This is a genomic window from Streptomyces sp. TRD_SC_5, from assembly GCF_056836825.1.
Genome location: NZ_JBWZZS010000001.1, coordinates 692077 through 706996, shown reverse-complemented (window position 1 = coordinate 706996; position 14920 = coordinate 692077). Strand labels below are relative to the sequence as shown.

Genomic DNA, 14920 nt, shown 5'->3' with positions numbered 1-14920 from the left:
TTGGGTCCTCCACTCCTGCCGATGCACTCCTGTCGACCAGTCATCCGGGACAGCGGCAGGACTCAGCGTCCGCCCGGACCGCCCCGCCGCGGTGGCGGGGGCTTGTCGTCTCAGGGATCTTGACTCATGAACCGCCGGATTTCCGAGCCGAAACGGCGTTTTGTGAGGCTGCTCACCGATGACCCGTTCGGGTGGACAGGGGTATTTCGCAGCCGGGGCGCGGGTGCCTGGCGACCGCCGCACCAGCGGCGGAATGTCTCATTCCGCCCGTTGCGTAGGCGTGTTGCGCAAGTTGGGCCGTACCGCTGTTCAGGTATTTCCTACCCCGTTTGGATGAGCCGTTCTCGTACGCCAATGGGGTAGGCGGCCGAGCGTGCCTCAACTCGCCGATACCGGCGGGAGGGTGACGCGGCCGGTTCGCCGCTCCCCGTCGAGCACGCGCAAGGCACGCGCGAGAGTGGCCGCGTGCACGTGCGTCTCGCCCCGCTCGTGCATCAGGGCGAGGGCGTCCCGCAGTCCGGCCGCCTTCCCGGCGAGGGTCTGGGCGGCCCGCAGAGCGCCGTAGGTGTCGGCGCCGCGCGCGGGGTTGATGCGCCCCATCAGGTCGACGACTTCGAGGTAGCGGTCGACGAACTCGCACTCGGCGCGCGTCAGTGCGGGCAGTGGCGGCAGTTCGGGCGGCAGCATGCGCGGGTTCACCTCGGCGCGCAGGACGTGAGCGAGGCCTTGCGGCCCTGCACGACGTGGTCCACCAGGCCGTACGCCGCCGCCGCTTCGGCCGTGAACACCTTGTCGCGCTCGATGTCGCCGGCGACGCGCTCCTCGCTCTGTCCGGTGTGACGCGCGAGCAGTTGGGTGAGCAGCTCCCGCACGCGCGCCAACTCCCGCGCCTCGATCTCCAGGTCGGAGGGCCGGCCGTGCACGGGCTCGTCGATGGCGGGCTGACTGAGCAGCACGCGGGCTCCCGGCAGCGCGAGGCGCTTGCCGGGCGTGCCGGCGGCGAGCAGCAGGGCGGCGGAGGACGCGGCCTGGCCGAGGCAGACCGTCTCGACGTCACAGGTGACGAACTGGATGGTGTCGTAGATCGCGGTCATGGCGGTGTGCGAGCCGCCCGGGGAGTTGATGTAGAGCGAGATGTCCCGGTCGGGGGCGGCGTGTTCGAGATGCATGAACTGCGCCATCACGTCATTGGCCGCGGTCTCGTCGACGGCCGTTCCCAGGAAGACGATCCGCTCGTCGAGCAGCTTCGAGTACGGATCGAGCGTGCGGCTCCCGGCGCTGGTGCGTTCCGTGAACTCGGGCAGTACGTAGCGGGCGCTGTGGACTGTCTCTGTCGGTCGGTCCATGGCGATACCTCCGGAGTCTCTGTAAAAAATGTACAGGACGTACAGCTCGTACTATGGGGAGCATGGCCTACGAGATTCCGGTGACGCAAGCCCGGGCAGAGCTAGCCGAGCTGATCAACCGCGTCGTCTACGGCGGCGAACGGGTGGTCGTGACGCGGCACGGAAAGCCGCTGGTGGCGCTGGTTTCCGCCGCTGACCTGGAACGACTTGAGGGCGAGCAGGAAGTGGCCGAGGAGTCGGTGATCAGTTCCGTGTCCACGATCGGCTCGACGTCGTCCGCTCCGGGCGAACGGCGCCGCTTCGGGATCGCCGCCGAACACCGGGGCGAAGCGCCCGACAGCTGAGCGACGACGTACCCGCCGGTCCTGTCGCGCCTGTCGCCTGTCGCCTGTCGCCTGTCGCCTGTCGCCTGTCGCCTGTCCGGGCGATGTTGACCATGGACGTGCAAAGGGCCAGTTAACGCGTTGGAAAAACTTCCGCTCTAACGTGCAATGCCTGGCCGTGCGGTCAGAAAACGCAGGTCAACAGAGTGTTGAAGTCGGATATGGTCCCGCTGCGCCCGAGGTGGACGCAGTGGTTCCGTCGCCCGTCCTCAGCCTCGCAGACGCGTTGGATCCCGCCTGCCCCCGTCCGGGCGGCCCGGCGGTACGACTGGAGGTAACACGCGTGCAACTGACCCCGCACGAGCAGGAAAGACTGCTCATCCATGTGGCGGCGGACGTCGCGGAGAAGCGCCGTGTGCGCGGCGTGAAGCTCAATCACCCCGAATCGATCGCCCTGATCACCTCGCACATCCTCGAGGGCGCCCGCGACGGCCGCAGCGTCGCCGAGCTCATGTCGTCGGGCCGCAAGGTGCTCACGCGTGACGACGTCATGGAGGGCATCCCCGAGATGATCCACGACGTACAGGTCGAGGCGACCTTCCCCGACGGCACCAAGCTCGTCACCGTTCACGAACCGATCGCCTGACGGGAAGACGCCGCCGATGATCCCCGGAGAAATCCTGTACGCCGACGAGCCCGTCGCACTGAACGAGGGCCTCACCGTCACCCGCCTGACCGTGCTGAACGCGGCCGACCGCCCCGTCCAGGTCGGCTCCCACTACCACTTCGCCGAGGCCAACCCGGGCCTCGATTTCGACCGCGCCGCCGCCCGCGGCCTGCGGCTGAACATCGCCGCCGGCACCGCCGTGCGCTTCGAGCCCGGCATCCCCGCCGAGATCGAACTGGTCCCCATCGGCGGCCGGCGCGTCGTCGCCGGTCTGCGCGGGGACACCGGAGGTGCCCTCGATGCCTGAGCTTCTGCGCCCTGTGTACGCCGACCTGTTCGGCCCCACCACCGGCGACCGCATCCGCCTCGCCGACACCGACCTGCTCATCGAGGTCGAGGAGGACCGCTGCGGCGGCCCCGGACGCGCCGGTGACGAGGCGGTGTTCGGCGGCGGCAAGGTGATCCGCGAGTCCATGGGCCAGGCCCGTACGACCCGTGCCGAGGGAGCACCCGACACCGTCATCACGGGGGCGGTGATCCTCGATCACTGGGGCATCGTCAAGGCCGACATCGGCCTGCGGGACGGGCGGATCACCGGCATCGGGAAGGCCGGCAACCCCGACACCATGGACGGCGTACACCCCGACCTGGTCATCGGGCCGGAGACGGAGATCATCGCGGGCAACGGCAAGATCCTCACCGCCGGAACCATCGACGCACACGTCCACTTCATCTCGCCGACCGTCGTCGACCAGGCGCTCTCCTCCGGCATCACCACCCTCGTCGGCGGCGGCACCGGACCGGCCGAGGGCACGAAAGCCACCACGGTCACGCCCGGCGGCTGGCACCTGGCCCGGATGTTCGAGGCGCTGGAGCACTACCCGGTCAACATCGGGCTGCTCGGCAAGGGCAACACCATGTCGCGCGACGCGATGCACGCCCAGCTGCGGGGCGGCGCGCTCGGATTCAAGATCCACGAGGACTGGGGCGCGACGCCCGCCGTCATCGACGCCTGCCTCGGCGTGTGCGAGGAGACGGGTGCTCAACTCGCCATCCACACCGACACGCTGAACGAGGCCGGGTTCGTCGGCGACACCCTCGCCGCCATCGCGGGGCGCACCATCCACGCGTACCACACCGAGGGTGCGGGCGGCGGACACGCGCCGGACATCATCACGGTCGTCTCCGAGCCGTACGTCCTGCCCAGCTCCACGAACCCGACCCGGCCGCACACCGTCAACACCATCGAGGAACACCTCGACATGCTGATGGTCTGCCACCACCTCAACCCCGCCGTGCCGGAGGATCTGGCCTTCGCCGAGTCCCGGATCAGGCCGTCCACCATCGCGGCCGAGGACATCCTGCACGACCTCGGGGCCATCTCGATCATCTCCTCCGACTCCCAGGCGATGGGCCGGATCGGTGAGGTCGCGCTGCGCACCTGGCAGACCGCGCACGTCATGAAGAAGCGCCGGGGCGCCCTGCCGGGCGACGGGCGCGCCGACAATCACCGCGTGCGTCGCTATGTCGCCAAGTACACGATCAACCCGGCCGTCGCGCAGGGCCTCGACCACGAGATCGGCTCCGTCGAGAGCGGGAAGCTCGCCGACCTCGTGCTGTGGGACCCGGCCTTCTTCGGCGTCAAGCCGCAGCTCGTCATCAAGGGCGGGCAGATCGCGTACGCGCAGATGGGCGACGCCAACGCCTCCATCCCGACCCCGCAGCCGGTGATGCCCCGGCCGATGTTCGGCGCGCTCGGCAGGGCCCCTGCCGCCAACTCCTTCAACTTCGTGGCACAGGCGGCGATCGAGGACGGACTGCCCGAACGCCTCGGCCTCGGCAAGCGGTTCGTACCGATCACCAACACGCGGCGGGTCACCAAGGCCGACATGCGCGAGAACGACGCCCTCCCGCGCGTCGAGGTCGACCCCGACACCTTCACGGTGACGATCGACGGTGACGCGGTCGAACCGGAACCGGCCGAGGAACTCCCCATGGCCCAGCGTTACTTCCTGTTCTGATGAGGAACGACGTGTCGACTCGAACACGGGGACGGGCGCCCGGGCCGGCCGATCCCGCGCCGGGACTGGATGGTCCTGCGCCCGAACCGCTTCGTCCCGCGCTCGGACTTGCCGATCCTGAGCCCGGATCCGCTGCTCCCGCTCCCGGATCGGCCGGTGCCACACCCGTACCGGTCGGCCCCGCGCCCCGACCGGTTCGGCCGTCAGCCGGTGTGGCCGGCGGCCACACCGGTCCGGGCGAGGCTCGCCCGGGGGCGCGGGCCGCCCTTCTCGTCCTCGCGGACGGGCGGTTCCCCGCCGGGGGCCACGCCCACTCCGGTGGCGCGGAAGCGGCCGTCAAGGCAGGGCGTATCCGCGATGCCACGGACCTGGCCGCCTTCTGCCGGGGCCGCCTGCACACCACCGGGCTCACCTCGGCGGCGCTCGCCGCCGCCGCCGCACTCGGTGTGGACGCCCTCGAACTCGACGAGGCCGCCGACGCCCGTACGCCGTCGCCCGCCCTGCGGGCAACGGCACGCAAGCTCGGCCGGCAGCTGATGCGCGCCGCCCGCGCCACCTGGCCGTGCGACGCGCTCGACACGCTGGCGTCCGCGCGCCCGCGCGGCGCGCACCAGCCCGTGGTGCTCGGCGTCACGGTGCGAGCGGCGGGTCTCGGGCCCGAGGACGCCGCGCACTGCGTCGCGTACGAGACCGTCAGCGGCCCCGCCACAGCCGTCGTACGCCTCCTCGGTCTCGACCCCTTCGAGGCCACCGCCGTCCTCGCCCGCCTCGCACCCGAACTCGACCAGGTCGCGCGTCGCGCGACCGAGGCCGCCCACCGTGCACGGGACGAAGGCACCGGTGCGCTGCCCGCCGCCTCCGCCCCGCTGCTGGACATCACGGCGGAGGCGCACGCGGCCTGGCCCGTACGCCTCTTCGCCTCGTAACACCGCTGAACCCTTAGGAGCCGCCGCATCATGCACCTCGACCACAGCCATGAGACGACCCCCGCCCTCAGCGCCGACGCCGCACGCCCGGACGGTACGAAGCGCGCCCTGCGCATCGGACTCGGCGGTCCGGTCGGCTCCGGCAAGACCGCGACCGTCGCCGCCCTCTGCCGCGCACTGCGCGAGGAGCTGTCCATCGCCGTCGTCACCAACGACATCTACACGCGCGAGGACGCCGAGTTCCTGCTCCGTAACGCCGTCCTGCCGCCCGAGCGCATCCAGGCCGTCGAGACCGGCGCCTGCCCCCACACCGCCATCCGTGACGACATCTCCGCCAATCTCGAAGCGGTCGAGGACCTCGAGGACGCGGTGAGCCCTCTCGACCTGATCCTGGTCGAGTCGGGCGGCGACAACCTCACCGCGACCTTCTCCAGGGGGCTCGTCGACGCGCAGGTCTTCGTCATCGACGTCGCGGGCGGCGACGACATCCCGCGCAAGGGCGGCCCGGGTGTCACGACGGCCGATCTCCTCGTCGTCAACAAGACCGACCTCGCTCCGTACGTAGGCTCCGACCTCGGCCGCATGGCGCGCGACGCCGAGGCGCAGCGCGGCGGACTCCCGGTCGTCTTCACCTCGTTGACCTCGGAGAACGGCGTGAAGCCGGTGGCCGACTGGGTCCGCGAACAGCTCGCCGCCTGGTCCGCATGACCACCGTGGCGCCGACGGGCATCGAGGCGACGGCCAGGATCACCGCCGTCCCCGACGGCCGGGGCGGCACGCGACTGCCCGTCCTGGAGAGCGACGGCCCGCTCGCCCTGCGCCGCACGCGGGGCGAGGGCGCGTACGCCCGGGTCACCGTCGTCGGAGCGATGAGTGCGCCGCTGGGCGGTGACCGGCTGGCCGTCGAGGCCGATGTGCGAGGCGGCGCCGCGCTCGCGGTGGACTCGGCCGCGGCCACGGTCGCCCTGCCCGGCCGCAGCGGGCTGCACGCCCGCTACGACGTACGGCTGACGGCGGGAGCCGGCGCACGCCTGCGCTGGCTGCCGGAACCGCTCATCTCGGCGCGCGGCAGCGACCTGCGCATGACCACCCGCGTCGAGCTCGCCGCCTCCGCGCGCCTGGTCCTGCGCGAGGAGCAGATCCTCGGCCGGTACGGCGAGGAGTCCGGCACGCTCACCACCCGCCTCACCGTCCACCGGGCCGGCCGCCCGCTGCTCGACCAGGAGCTGTCGTACGGTCCGGGCGCGCCCGGCGGCTGGGACGGGGGAGCGGTGCTCGGCGGACACCGGGCCACCGGCCAACTCCTCGTCGTAAACCCGGACTTTGAACACGACCCTCCCGAAACAACCCTTCTGGGCGACAGCGCGGTCCTCACAGCGCTCGCCGGGCCCGCCGTGCTGGTCACGGCGGTGGCGGCCGACGCGCTGCGGCTGCGGCGCGTACTGGAGGGGGCACTTCGGACATTCGGGTGACCGCCATGTGCACCGCTCAGCGGGACACGGGTCTCCGGTTATGGGATTGGTAAAGAAACACCAGTACAGCCTGTTGCCCGAAGCCTTCAGACGACAGGATGCGCCCGTACACGACTGATCCATGACCACTGCCGTCACCCACGGCACAACACTCACAGGGGGAGACACCACTTGAGGCGTACAGCAGCGCTCGGCTCCGCCGGCACTCTCATAGCGGGCACCTTGATGGCCGGCGCGATGGCCGCGCCGGCCGCCGGCGCCGAGGGCCGCAGCAGCACCACCACCAGCACCAGCACGAGCACGTCCGAGGCGCATGGCGTGCGGATTGCCGCCGGCCGCGCGGCGAAGGCGGGCATCGACTGGCGCGACTGCCCGGCCGACTGGGGCCTCGACAAGCCCATCCAGTGCGGCTGGGTCACCGTCCCCGTCGACTACGCCAAGCCGAACGGCCGGAAGATCAAGATCGCCGTCGACCGCATCGGCAACACCGGCTCGAAGGAAGACCGCCAGGGCGCGCTGCTCTACAACCCGGGCGGCCCCGGCGGCTCGGGCATGAGGTTCCCGACGCGGGTCACCAAGAAGAACCCGATCTACGCGAAGACGGCCAAGGCGTACGACTTCGTGGGCTTCGACCCGCGCGGTGTCGGGCACTCCTCGCCCATCTCCTGCGTCGACCCCGAGGAGTTCGTCAAGGCACCGAAGCTCGACCCGGTGCCCGACAGCGAGGCCGACAAGCGCGCCCAGCGCAAGCTGGCCGCCGAGTACGCGGACGGCTGTCAGGAGCGCAGCGGCTGGCTGCTGCCGCACATGACCACCCCGAACACCGCACGCGACCTGGATGTCGTCCGCGCCGCGCTCGGTGAGAAGAAGCTGAACTTCCTCGGCGTCTCCTACGGCACGTACCTCGGCGCGGTCTACGGAACGCTGTTCCCGGGCCACGTCCGCCGCATGGTCGTCGACAGCGTGGTCAACCCGTCGAAGGAGAAGATCTGGTACCAGGCCAACCTGGACCAGGACGTCGCCTTCCAGATGCGCTGGGACGACTGGAAGCAGTGGGTGGCCGAGAACGACGCCGCCTACCACCTCGGGGACACCCCCGAGAAGGTCGAGCAGCAGTGGCTGAAGCTGCGCGCCACCGCCAAGAAGAGCCCGATCGGCGGCGTCGTCGGCCCCGCCGAGCTCATCGGCTTCTTCCAGGGCGCGCCGTACTACGACTCCGCCTGGGCGCACACCGCCGAGATCTGGAGCAAGTACGTCGCGGGTGACACGCAGGCACTCGTCGACGAGATCGCGCCGGACATGGCGGACACGGCGGGCAACGCGTCCTCGGAGAACGGCAACGCCGTGTACACGGCCGTCGAGTGCGCTGACGCCAAGTGGCCCACCAGCTGGAAGACGTGGGACCGGGACAACACCAGGCTGCACCAGGACCACCCGTTCATGACGTGGGCCAACGCCTGGATGAACCTGCCCTGCGCCACCTGGTCGTCGAAGCAGCACACCCCGCTGAACGTCAAGTCCGGCAAGGGACTGCCGCCGGTCCTGATCGTGCAGGCCGAGCGTGACGCCGCCACTCCGTACGAGGGCGCCGTCGAGCTGCACAAGCGCTTCAAGGGCTCGCGCCTGATCACCGAGAAGGGCGCCGGCTCGCACGGCGTCACCGGGATCGCGAATCCCTGCGTCAACGACCGGGTCGACACGTACCTGCTCACCGGCAAGACCGACAGCCGCGATGTGACGTGCGCCCCGCACGCCGCGCCGAAGCCGTAGCGACCTGAACGCGGGAGGGGGTGGCCGGTGATCCCGGCCGCCCCCTTCTCGCGTCTGCCGGCGGGCGAGCCAGACATCCTCGTCCGCTCGATCGCGCTCTTCCCCGTCCATCCCGTACGTCGCGTCACCCGGCGCCAAGGTGGCCTGGCTCTCGGGGATCGGCACCGGGTACTGGGGGAACCCGTCGGGCTCCGCCTGGGTCGAAGCTGTGGCCCTTGTCGTCGGCGTAGACAGCGCCACTGGAGATGACGACCGCAGAGCCGATCCGGTCCGCCAGATCCGGCAACTGCTGTGCGTGGCGCTTCTCGAACGCGACCATGTCGACGAGTACGTCGCAGCCGCCGCCGAGCGCCAGGAGCGTGGGACCCGTCGGGCGGGAAACGTTCGCCGTCCGCTGATTCGCCGTCAGCGCGTGAACCGCCGGAACTTCTTCGTCCGCTCCGCCTGTGCCTCTGCCTTGACCTCGGCCGCGTACCGGTCGACGTACTCCTGCCCGGAGAGACCGAGGATCGCGTACATGATCTCGTCGGTGACCGCGCGGAGCGCCGCCTTCTGATTCTCCATGCCCGCGTAACGCGAGAAGTCCAGCGGCTCGCCGAACCGGATGGCGACGCGCTTGATGCGCGGTACGACCTGTCCCGGTGGCTGGATCTCGAACGTACCCACCATCGCGCACGGCACCACGGGCACTCGCGCCTGGAGCGCCATCGCGGCGACTCCGACCTTGCCCTTGTAGAGCCGGCCGTCGTGCGAGCGGGTGCCCTCGGGATAGATGCCGAGCAATTCGCCCTTGCTCAGTACCCCGAGCCCCTCACGGATTGCCGCCTTCCCCGCCTCCTTGCCCGATCTGTCGACCGGGATCTGACCCGCGCTGCGGAAGAACGCGGCGGTCAGGCGGCCCTTGAGACCGGGACCCGTGAAGTACTCGGCCTTGGCGAGGAAGGTGATACGCCGCCTGATGATCGCGGGCATCAGGAAGTGGTCGGAGAACGACAGATGATTTCCCGCCACGATCGCGGCGCCTTCGCCGGGGATGTGCTCGAGCCCCTCGATCCTGGGCCGGAAGAGCAGTCTCAACAACGGCCCGAGAAGGACGTACTTGAGCACGTAGTAGAACACGGGGCGGCTCCTAGCTCGGCCGGATCGGCTCCAGGGCTGCGTTCTGCCAGGTCAGTGGACATCTCAGGGGGGAGGGCCAAGCCTATGTGAAGCCGTGGCCCCGTGTAACCGTCCCTGTTCGGCCAATACTCCGACCCGGTCATTCGGGTCCGTTTCCGAGCCCCGTATTCGCGGCGCCTCTTGTTCATGCCTGTGGGCGGTTTGGTAATGAGGCAGCCCCTTCATGTCAGGTCGGCTCGAACTGGATCCGGAGTACCGGGATTTGGTGCGCAGGAGACAGGTCACCCGGGCCGTTGCACGTTGATCGTGACGGATCGAGTACGCGGCATCGAGCACGTCGCCGCCGTGTCGAATAAGGCGGTGGACAAGCTTCCCAAGTACGCGCTTCGATTCCCCCGCCTGTTTCGCCGCATTGCTCGGCACGGGGGACAACGGATTCTGGCGCGTCGCGCCTGTCCGCACGGGCGAAGACCTGCGGTGTGCTGTTGGAGTAGTTGTCGACGACGATCAGTTTGTAGCCGTGGTCGAGCAACTCCACGCAGGCATGGCTGCCGATGAAGCCGGCTCCGCCCGTGACCAGGACGGTCGACGGTGGGCTCGGGCGTCCCGTGTCGTTGCGGGCGGGCGCCTTCGGGGTGGGAACCACCGGTGCCGGCTCGCTGTGCGTCATGGCCGGACGCTCCTGAGTGAGAGAACGCTGCACGCTGCCGATGTATATTTACGGCGTATATGTCGAGTTTGCGGCTCAACAGGGAACGCGTGCCGGCCACGGCGCCTGAAGTGGTCGACCGCGACGGCCTGTCCGGCCTGAGCATGCGCAAACTGGGCGCGGAGATGGGCGTCGAGGCGATGGCCCTGTACCGGTACGCGGCCAGCAAGGACGCGCTGCTGGACGGGCTGATCGAGGGGTTCTGCCGGGAACTCCACCAGGAGCTGGACCAGGACCAGGACGCCGCGCCCACAGCGGCGGACTGGCGCCGCGAACTGCACCGCATCGCTCTCGCCACCCACCGCGTCGCCCTGCGTCACCCGCACGTCGTACCGCTGCCGGCCACCCGCCTGCTGTCCACGCCGCCGGCCCGCAGGCCGCTTCCCGTATAGCGCGGCGACGAACGCGTCCTGGCGCTGCTGCACGACGCGGGACTCGGCGAGCGCAGAACCGTGGAGATTCACCGCTGCTTCACGGCGTGGCTCCTCGGCTACCTCCTGATCGACCTGCGGGCCATGGACGACGAGCCGGGCGAACCCGACCCGGCCTTCCGGCTCGGTCCTCACCGCATGCCCGCGGCGGAACTGCCACGGCTGCGGGCCACCGCCGTGGCCATCGCCGGCCGCGGCGGCCCCGAGGGGCTGACCGCGGGTCTGGACGCCCTGCTGGGGTGACGGACGGCGTCCGCCGCGCCGTGTGCGCCGCGAACGCGGGCGGTGTCCGCCGTACGGAGCAGCGCGCGCGCCCGTGTGTGCGACGCGGCGGCGCGGCCGCTTGCCCGGCGGACCTGGCGGGGATGGCCTGGCTCTCCCCGACACCCAGTCGCCAGGCACACCAGCCCCAGGAGGTCCGGATGCGCTCCCCAGCCACCGTCACCGCAGTCGTCCTGCTCGCCCTCGCGGGCGCGGCCCTGCCCGCTCGGGCGGCGGCCGTCCCCGGTGAGCCCACGCCGCCCCGAGGCATCTTCCTCACCGTTTCGGGCTCGGGGAGCACCTGGATGCGGGGCGTGCTCCTGCAGTGCGCTCCCGGGCCCTCAGGGCCCCACCCGGAGGCGACCGGCGCGTGCGCCGCGCTCGACAAGGCGAAGGGCGACTTCGACAAGCTGCCGGGGAACCCGCGCGCGTGCACCAAGCAGTACGAGCCGGTGACCGTCAGCGCCACGGGCAACTGGGGCGGGCTCCCGACGGCATGGCACAAGACCTACCCGAACGCCTGCGTGCTCGACACCGCGACCGGCGCGGTGTTCCGCTTCTGAGCGGTCGGTGTGTGTCCGTACCCGCGTCGCGCAGTGAAGTTTCGTTTCAGCAGGTGCTCAGCAGGTGTCAGCAGATGCTCACTGGCTGCGCGACGCGGCCATCCCGACCGTGACCATACCGAGCACGACCCAGCCGAACCACAGCCAGCCGTTGCTGCCGAGTGCCGCCGTGTACGCCGATACGACGATCAGCGTCCCGACGGTGAGCACCCCCATCGACTTCGCAGAACCGGGCATGCGCACCCCCTCCTTCTGATGGAGGGCCATCGTCACCCCTGAAGGGCTCCCGCGCTACCGTGCCGACGATACCGGTGACCTAGCGCCCGCGCGCCTGGAGCGAGGCGAGGTACGCGTTGTACGCCACCAGCTCCTTGTCGCCGTCGCGGTCCGCAGCCCGGTCCTCGCGCCGCGCGACCCGCTGCTCGGACCGGTACCACTGGAAGACCAGCGCGATCAGCACCAGCACCGACGGGATCTCCGAGAACGCCCACGCGATGCCGCCCGCCGCGTTCTGGTCGCTCAGCGCGTCGATGCCCAGGGACGCCGGCGGGTTCGCGTACGTACCGATCATCGGCTGGGTCGCCATCATCAGCGCGATGCCGAAGAACGCGTGGAACGGCATACCGGCGAAGAGCTCCAGCATCCGCATCACATAGCCCGGGCGGTGCGGCCCCGGGTCGATGCCCATGATCGGCCAGAAGAAGACCAGGCCGACGGCGAGGAAGTGGACCATCATGCCGATGTGGCCCGGCTTGCTCCCCATCAGGAAGTCGAAGACGGGCGTGAAGTAGAGCCCGTACAGGCTCGCGATGAACAGCGGGATCGTGAACGCCGGATGCGTGACGATCTTCATGTAGCGGCTGTGCAGCAGCATCAGCAGCACCTCGCGCGGCCCCTTGCGGTTCCCGCGCCCCGCCACCGGGAGCGCCCGCAGCGCCAGCGTCACCGGGGCGCCGAGCAGCAGCAGGATCGGCGAGAGCATGCTGATGACCATGTGCTGCACCATGTGCACGCTGAACATGACCATGCCGTAGTCGTTGAGCTTGGTGCACATCACCAGCGCCACGCTCAGCACGCCGACGACGAAGAAGATCGTGCGCCCCACCGGCCAGCCGTCGCCGCGCCGACGCAGCCGCACCACACCCCACCCGTACACGGCGAGCGCCAGCACACAGCCCACCAGGAAGAAGAGGTCCGGGGAGAACTCCAGCCCCCGTCCCAGCGTGAACGGCGGCAGATCCATGTTCATGCCGCTGCCGTGCCCGCTGTGATCCATCTGCGTACTCCCGTGGGACTGCCCATTCGTACCGGTTGTCCGCTACAGACTAGAACTGCCCCCGGTCGCGGTCGCGGCCGGGGGCAGTCCGTCGGACAGGCAGCAGGATCACAGCACGCACTCGGCCTCGGCGTACCGCTCGGTGGGGACGGTCTTCAGGGTCTCCACCGCCTCGGCCAGCGGGACCATCACGATGTCCGTACCGCGCAGCGCCGTCATCATCCCGAACTCGCCCCGGTGCGCCGCCTCCACCGCGTGCCAGCCGAAGCGGGTCGCGAGGACGCGGTCGTACGCCGTCGGGGTGCCGCCGCGCTGGACGTGGCCGAGGATGACGGGGCGCGCCTCCTTGCCGAGACGCTCCTCCAGCTCGATGGACAGCTGCCGGGCGACGCCCGCGAAGCGCTCGTGGCCGTACATGTCCTTGACGCCGACATCGAACTCCATGGAGCCCTCGCGCGGCTTGGCGCCCTCGGCGACCACCACGATCGCGAACCGCTTGCCGGCCGAGAAGCGCTTGCCGACCAGCTCGGTCAGCTCACCGATGTCGAAGGGCCGCTCGGGTACGACGATGGCGTGCGCGCCGGCCGCCATGCCGGAGTGCAGCGCGATCCAGCCGGTGTGCCGCCCCATGACCTCGACGATCAGCACCCGCTGGTGCGATTCGGCGGTGGTCTTGAGCCGGTCGAGGGCCTCGGTCGCGACCCCGACCGCCGTGTCGAACCCGAAGGTGACGTCGGTCGACGCGATGTCGTTGTCGATGGTCTTCGGTACGCCGACGATCGGCAGCCCCGCGTTGGACAGCAGGTTCGCCGCCTTCAGCGTGCCTTCGCCGCCGATCGGGATGATCGCGTCGAGTCCGAGGTCCGCGACATGGCCGCGGGCCTTCTCGACGCCGTCGCGCAGATGCGCGGGCTGGACCCTCGAAGAGCCGAGAATGGTGCCGCCACGGGCCAGGATGCCGCCTACCGCGTCAAGGTCGAGCTTGCGGTAGTCGCATTCCAGCAGACCCTTCCACCCATCGTGGAAGCCGATGACTTCATCACCGTGATCGACGACGGCGCGGTGCACGACGGAACGGATGACAGCGTTCAGGCCGGGGCAGTCGCCGCCGGAAGTGAGTACACCAATGCGCATGCCCGGAATACCTTTGCAACGTGGGCCGGAGACCGGACCACGTCGTCCGGTTGGATCCCCGTCACCCTACTCGCGCGGGGTGACGGGGCCGAACCGGGCGTCCGACAGCTGGACACCACAAAGGTGTACGAACCGCGACAGTCCGTCAGGCCGGCTGCGTGGCCGAGGCGATGCGCTCGGCGCGCAGCGCCTCGTACCACCGGTCGTCGGTGGGCGGCAGCGCGTTGACGTCCAGAGCCAGCTTCAGCAGCAGGTCCGCGATGAGCGGGTTGCGGGCGAGCACCGGACCGTGCATGTACGTACCGAAGACGGTGTCGTTGTACGCGCCCTCCGTGCCGTCACCGGTTCCATTGCCCTTGCCGATCCGCGTCCGGGCGAACGGCCGTGCGGTGGGGCCCAGATGGGTGATGCCCTGGTGGTTCTCGAAGCCCGTCAGCGGCGGCAGGCCGAGGCGCTCGTCGATGTCCCCGAGGACATCGCCGACGCACCGCTCGCCCTCGCCGCGCGTGCTGACCACGTCGAGCAGGCCGAGGCCCTGCTCGCGCTCGCCGAGGTCGTTGATGAACTCGTGGCCGAGGATCTGGTACCCGGCGCAGACCGAGAAGACGATCGCGCCGTTGCTGACCGCGCGCTCCAGACCGCCGTCGCGGCGCAGCCGCTCCGCCGCGAGCCGCTGCGGCCGGTCCTCACCGCCGCCGATCAGGTAGATGTCGCCCGAAGTGGGGATCGGCTGGTCGCTGCGTACGTCGACACGGTGCACGTCGAGGCCGCGCTGACGGGCCCGGCGCTCCACGACGAGGGCGTTGCCCTGGTCGCCGTACGTGCTCAGCAGGTCCGGGTAGATCCACACCAGGCGCAGGCTGTTGTCGCTCATGCTTGCTTGTCCTTTTCCGGTGTACGCG

Annotated in this window: 18 protein-coding genes and 2 pseudogenes; 11 read left to right on the top strand and 9 right to left on the bottom strand. The window is 70.2% G+C overall.

Going from position 1 to position 14920, the window contains the following annotated elements; translation table 11 throughout:
* Positions 1-378: 378 nt before the first annotated feature.
* Together AC1P0E_RS03315 and AC1P0E_RS03310 are read right to left on the bottom strand one after the other, a co-directional pair.
* On the bottom strand, positions 379-687 hold the full coding sequence (locus AC1P0E_RS03315; protein WP_482740646.1) for a hypothetical protein: 309 nt from the start codon (positions 685-687) through the stop codon (positions 379-381).
* A gap of 8 nt (positions 688-695) precedes the next feature.
* The gene (locus AC1P0E_RS03310) at positions 696-1346 is read right to left on the bottom strand and encodes an ATP-dependent Clp protease proteolytic subunit (protein ID WP_482740645.1); all 651 of its coding nucleotides are present in this window, start codon (positions 1344-1346) and stop codon (positions 696-698) included.
* A 62-nt stretch (positions 1347-1408) separates the two neighbouring features.
* Here AC1P0E_RS03310 and AC1P0E_RS03305 point away from each other — a divergent pair, with 62 nt between their 5' ends.
* The 8 genes from AC1P0E_RS03305 to AC1P0E_RS03270 all read left to right on the top strand — a co-directional run bounded on the left by AC1P0E_RS03305 (position 1409) and on the right by AC1P0E_RS03270 (position 8525).
* Positions 1409-1690, top strand: a complete 282-nt coding sequence (locus AC1P0E_RS03305) for a type II toxin-antitoxin system Phd/YefM family antitoxin (protein ID WP_482740644.1) — start codon at positions 1409-1411, stop codon at positions 1688-1690.
* Positions 1691-2012: 322 nt separating this feature from the next.
* Positions 2013-2315: an urease subunit gamma gene (locus AC1P0E_RS03300; RefSeq protein WP_482740643.1), complete on the top strand. Its 303-nt coding sequence runs from the start codon at positions 2013-2015 to the stop codon at positions 2313-2315.
* Positions 2316-2331: 16 nt separating this feature from the next.
* On the top strand, positions 2332-2643 hold the full coding sequence (locus AC1P0E_RS03295) for an urease subunit beta (protein WP_482740642.1): 312 nt from the start codon (positions 2332-2334) through the stop codon (positions 2641-2643).
* A complete protein-coding gene (locus tag AC1P0E_RS03290) occupies positions 2636-4357 on the top strand; it encodes an urease subunit alpha (RefSeq protein ID WP_482740641.1) in 1722 nt (573 codons plus the stop codon). The genes AC1P0E_RS03295 and AC1P0E_RS03290 overlap by 8 nt, the downstream gene beginning before the upstream one ends.
* A 212-nt stretch (positions 4358-4569) precedes the next feature.
* Positions 4570-5283: an urease accessory protein UreF gene (locus AC1P0E_RS03285; protein WP_482740640.1), complete on the top strand. Its 714-nt coding sequence runs from the start codon at positions 4570-4572 to the stop codon at positions 5281-5283.
* Positions 5284-5313: 30 nt separating this feature from the next.
* Positions 5314-5991, top strand: coding sequence for an urease accessory protein UreG (gene ureG, locus AC1P0E_RS03280; protein WP_482740639.1), 678 nt, complete (start codon positions 5314-5316; stop codon positions 5989-5991).
* Positions 5988-6755, top strand: a complete 768-nt coding sequence (locus tag AC1P0E_RS03275; RefSeq protein WP_482740638.1) for an urease accessory protein UreD — start codon at positions 5988-5990, stop codon at positions 6753-6755. The genes ureG and AC1P0E_RS03275 overlap by 4 nt, the downstream gene beginning before the upstream one ends.
* Before the next feature lie 171 nt (positions 6756-6926).
* Entirely contained in the window at positions 6927-8525 is a 1599-nt protein-coding gene (locus AC1P0E_RS03270; protein ID WP_482740637.1) for an alpha/beta hydrolase, read from the top strand.
* A gap of 111 nt (positions 8526-8636) precedes the next feature.
* On the opposite strand, the pseudogene AC1P0E_RS03265 reads toward AC1P0E_RS03270, so the two are convergent.
* The 3 genes and pseudogenes from AC1P0E_RS03265 to AC1P0E_RS03255 all read right to left on the bottom strand — a co-directional run.
* Positions 8637-8883, bottom strand: a pseudogene (locus AC1P0E_RS03265) (NAD(P)-dependent oxidoreductase); the annotation flags it as partial.
* Between the two features lie 47 nt (positions 8884-8930).
* Positions 8931-9644 (bottom strand): lysophospholipid acyltransferase family protein, encoded by a 714-nt coding sequence (locus tag AC1P0E_RS03260; RefSeq protein WP_482740636.1) that lies wholly within the window; start codon positions 9642-9644, stop codon positions 8931-8933.
* A gap of 451 nt (positions 9645-10095) precedes the next feature.
* Positions 10096-10224: pseudogene (locus tag AC1P0E_RS03255) on the bottom strand (NAD-dependent epimerase/dehydratase family protein); the annotation flags it as partial.
* A 149-nt stretch (positions 10225-10373) separates the two neighbouring features.
* Between AC1P0E_RS03255 and AC1P0E_RS03250 the strand changes: the two are divergent.
* The 3 genes from AC1P0E_RS03250 to AC1P0E_RS03240 all read left to right on the top strand — a co-directional run bounded on the left by AC1P0E_RS03250 (position 10374) and on the right by AC1P0E_RS03240 (position 11608).
* Positions 10374-10745, top strand: coding sequence for a TetR/AcrR family transcriptional regulator (locus tag AC1P0E_RS03250; protein WP_482740635.1), 372 nt, complete (start codon positions 10374-10376; stop codon positions 10743-10745).
* Positions 10746-10805: 60 nt separating this feature from the next.
* Positions 10806-11027, top strand: a complete 222-nt coding sequence (locus tag AC1P0E_RS03245) for a hypothetical protein (protein WP_482740634.1) — start codon at positions 10806-10808, stop codon at positions 11025-11027.
* 179 nt (positions 11028-11206) lie between these two features.
* Positions 11207-11608, top strand: a complete 402-nt coding sequence (locus AC1P0E_RS03240) for an SSI family serine proteinase inhibitor (protein ID WP_482740633.1) — start codon at positions 11207-11209, stop codon at positions 11606-11608.
* Between the two features lie 78 nt (positions 11609-11686).
* On the opposite strand, the gene AC1P0E_RS03235 is transcribed toward AC1P0E_RS03240, so the two are convergent.
* The 4 genes from AC1P0E_RS03235 to AC1P0E_RS03220 all read right to left on the bottom strand — a co-directional run bounded on the left by AC1P0E_RS03235 (position 11687) and on the right by AC1P0E_RS03220 (position 14892).
* Positions 11687-11845 carry a hypothetical protein gene (locus tag AC1P0E_RS03235; RefSeq protein WP_482740632.1) on the bottom strand — a complete coding sequence of 53 codons (159 nt, stop codon included), beginning with the start codon at positions 11843-11845 and terminating at the stop codon, positions 11687-11689.
* 79 nt (positions 11846-11924) lie between these two features.
* Positions 11925-12884 carry a cytochrome c oxidase assembly protein gene (locus AC1P0E_RS03230; RefSeq protein ID WP_482740631.1) on the bottom strand — a complete coding sequence of 320 codons (960 nt, stop codon included), beginning with the start codon at positions 12882-12884 and terminating at the stop codon, positions 11925-11927.
* 108 nt (positions 12885-12992) lie between these two features.
* Positions 12993-14018: a 6-phosphofructokinase gene (locus tag AC1P0E_RS03225; RefSeq protein WP_482740630.1), complete on the bottom strand. Its 1026-nt coding sequence runs from the start codon at positions 14016-14018 to the stop codon at positions 12993-12995.
* Positions 14019-14163: 145 nt separating this feature from the next.
* Positions 14164-14892, bottom strand: a complete 729-nt coding sequence (locus AC1P0E_RS03220; RefSeq protein WP_452809017.1) for a type 1 glutamine amidotransferase — start codon at positions 14890-14892, stop codon at positions 14164-14166.
* Between the last annotated feature and the right edge of the window lie 28 nt (positions 14893-14920).

Bases quoted from the DNA above. Each gene is read 5' to 3' on its own strand.
- AC1P0E_RS03315 (WP_482740646.1), bottom strand. From the start codon at position 687: ATGCTGCCGCCCGAACTGCCGCCACTGCCCGCACTGACGCGCGCCGAG.
- AC1P0E_RS03310 (WP_482740645.1), bottom strand. From the start codon at position 1,346: ATGGACCGACCGACAGAGACAGTCCACAGCGCCCGCTACGTACTGCCC.
- AC1P0E_RS03305 (WP_482740644.1), top strand. From the start codon at position 1,409: ATGGCCTACGAGATTCCGGTGACGCAAGCCCGGGCAGAGCTAGCCGAG.
- AC1P0E_RS03295 (WP_482740642.1), top strand. From the start codon at position 2,332: ATGATCCCCGGAGAAATCCTGTACGCCGACGAGCCCGTCGCACTGAAC.
- AC1P0E_RS03290 (WP_482740641.1), top strand. From the start codon at position 2,636: ATGCCTGAGCTTCTGCGCCCTGTGTACGCCGACCTGTTCGGCCCCACC.
- ureG (WP_482740639.1), top strand. From the start codon at position 5,314: ATGCACCTCGACCACAGCCATGAGACGACCCCCGCCCTCAGCGCCGAC.
- AC1P0E_RS03275 (WP_482740638.1), top strand. From the start codon at position 5,988: ATGACCACCGTGGCGCCGACGGGCATCGAGGCGACGGCCAGGATCACC.
- AC1P0E_RS03250 (WP_482740635.1), top strand. From the start codon at position 10,374: ATGTCGAGTTTGCGGCTCAACAGGGAACGCGTGCCGGCCACGGCGCCT.
- AC1P0E_RS03240 (WP_482740633.1), top strand. From the start codon at position 11,207: ATGCGCTCCCCAGCCACCGTCACCGCAGTCGTCCTGCTCGCCCTCGCG.
- AC1P0E_RS03235 (WP_482740632.1), bottom strand. From the start codon at position 11,845: ATGCCCGGTTCTGCGAAGTCGATGGGGGTGCTCACCGTCGGGACGCTG.
- AC1P0E_RS03230 (WP_482740631.1), bottom strand. From the start codon at position 12,884: ATGGATCACAGCGGGCACGGCAGCGGCATGAACATGGATCTGCCGCCG.
- AC1P0E_RS03225 (WP_482740630.1), bottom strand. From the start codon at position 14,018: ATGCGCATTGGTGTACTCACTTCCGGCGGCGACTGCCCCGGCCTGAAC.
- AC1P0E_RS03220 (WP_452809017.1), bottom strand. From the start codon at position 14,892: ATGAGCGACAACAGCCTGCGCCTGGTGTGGATCTACCCGGACCTGCTG.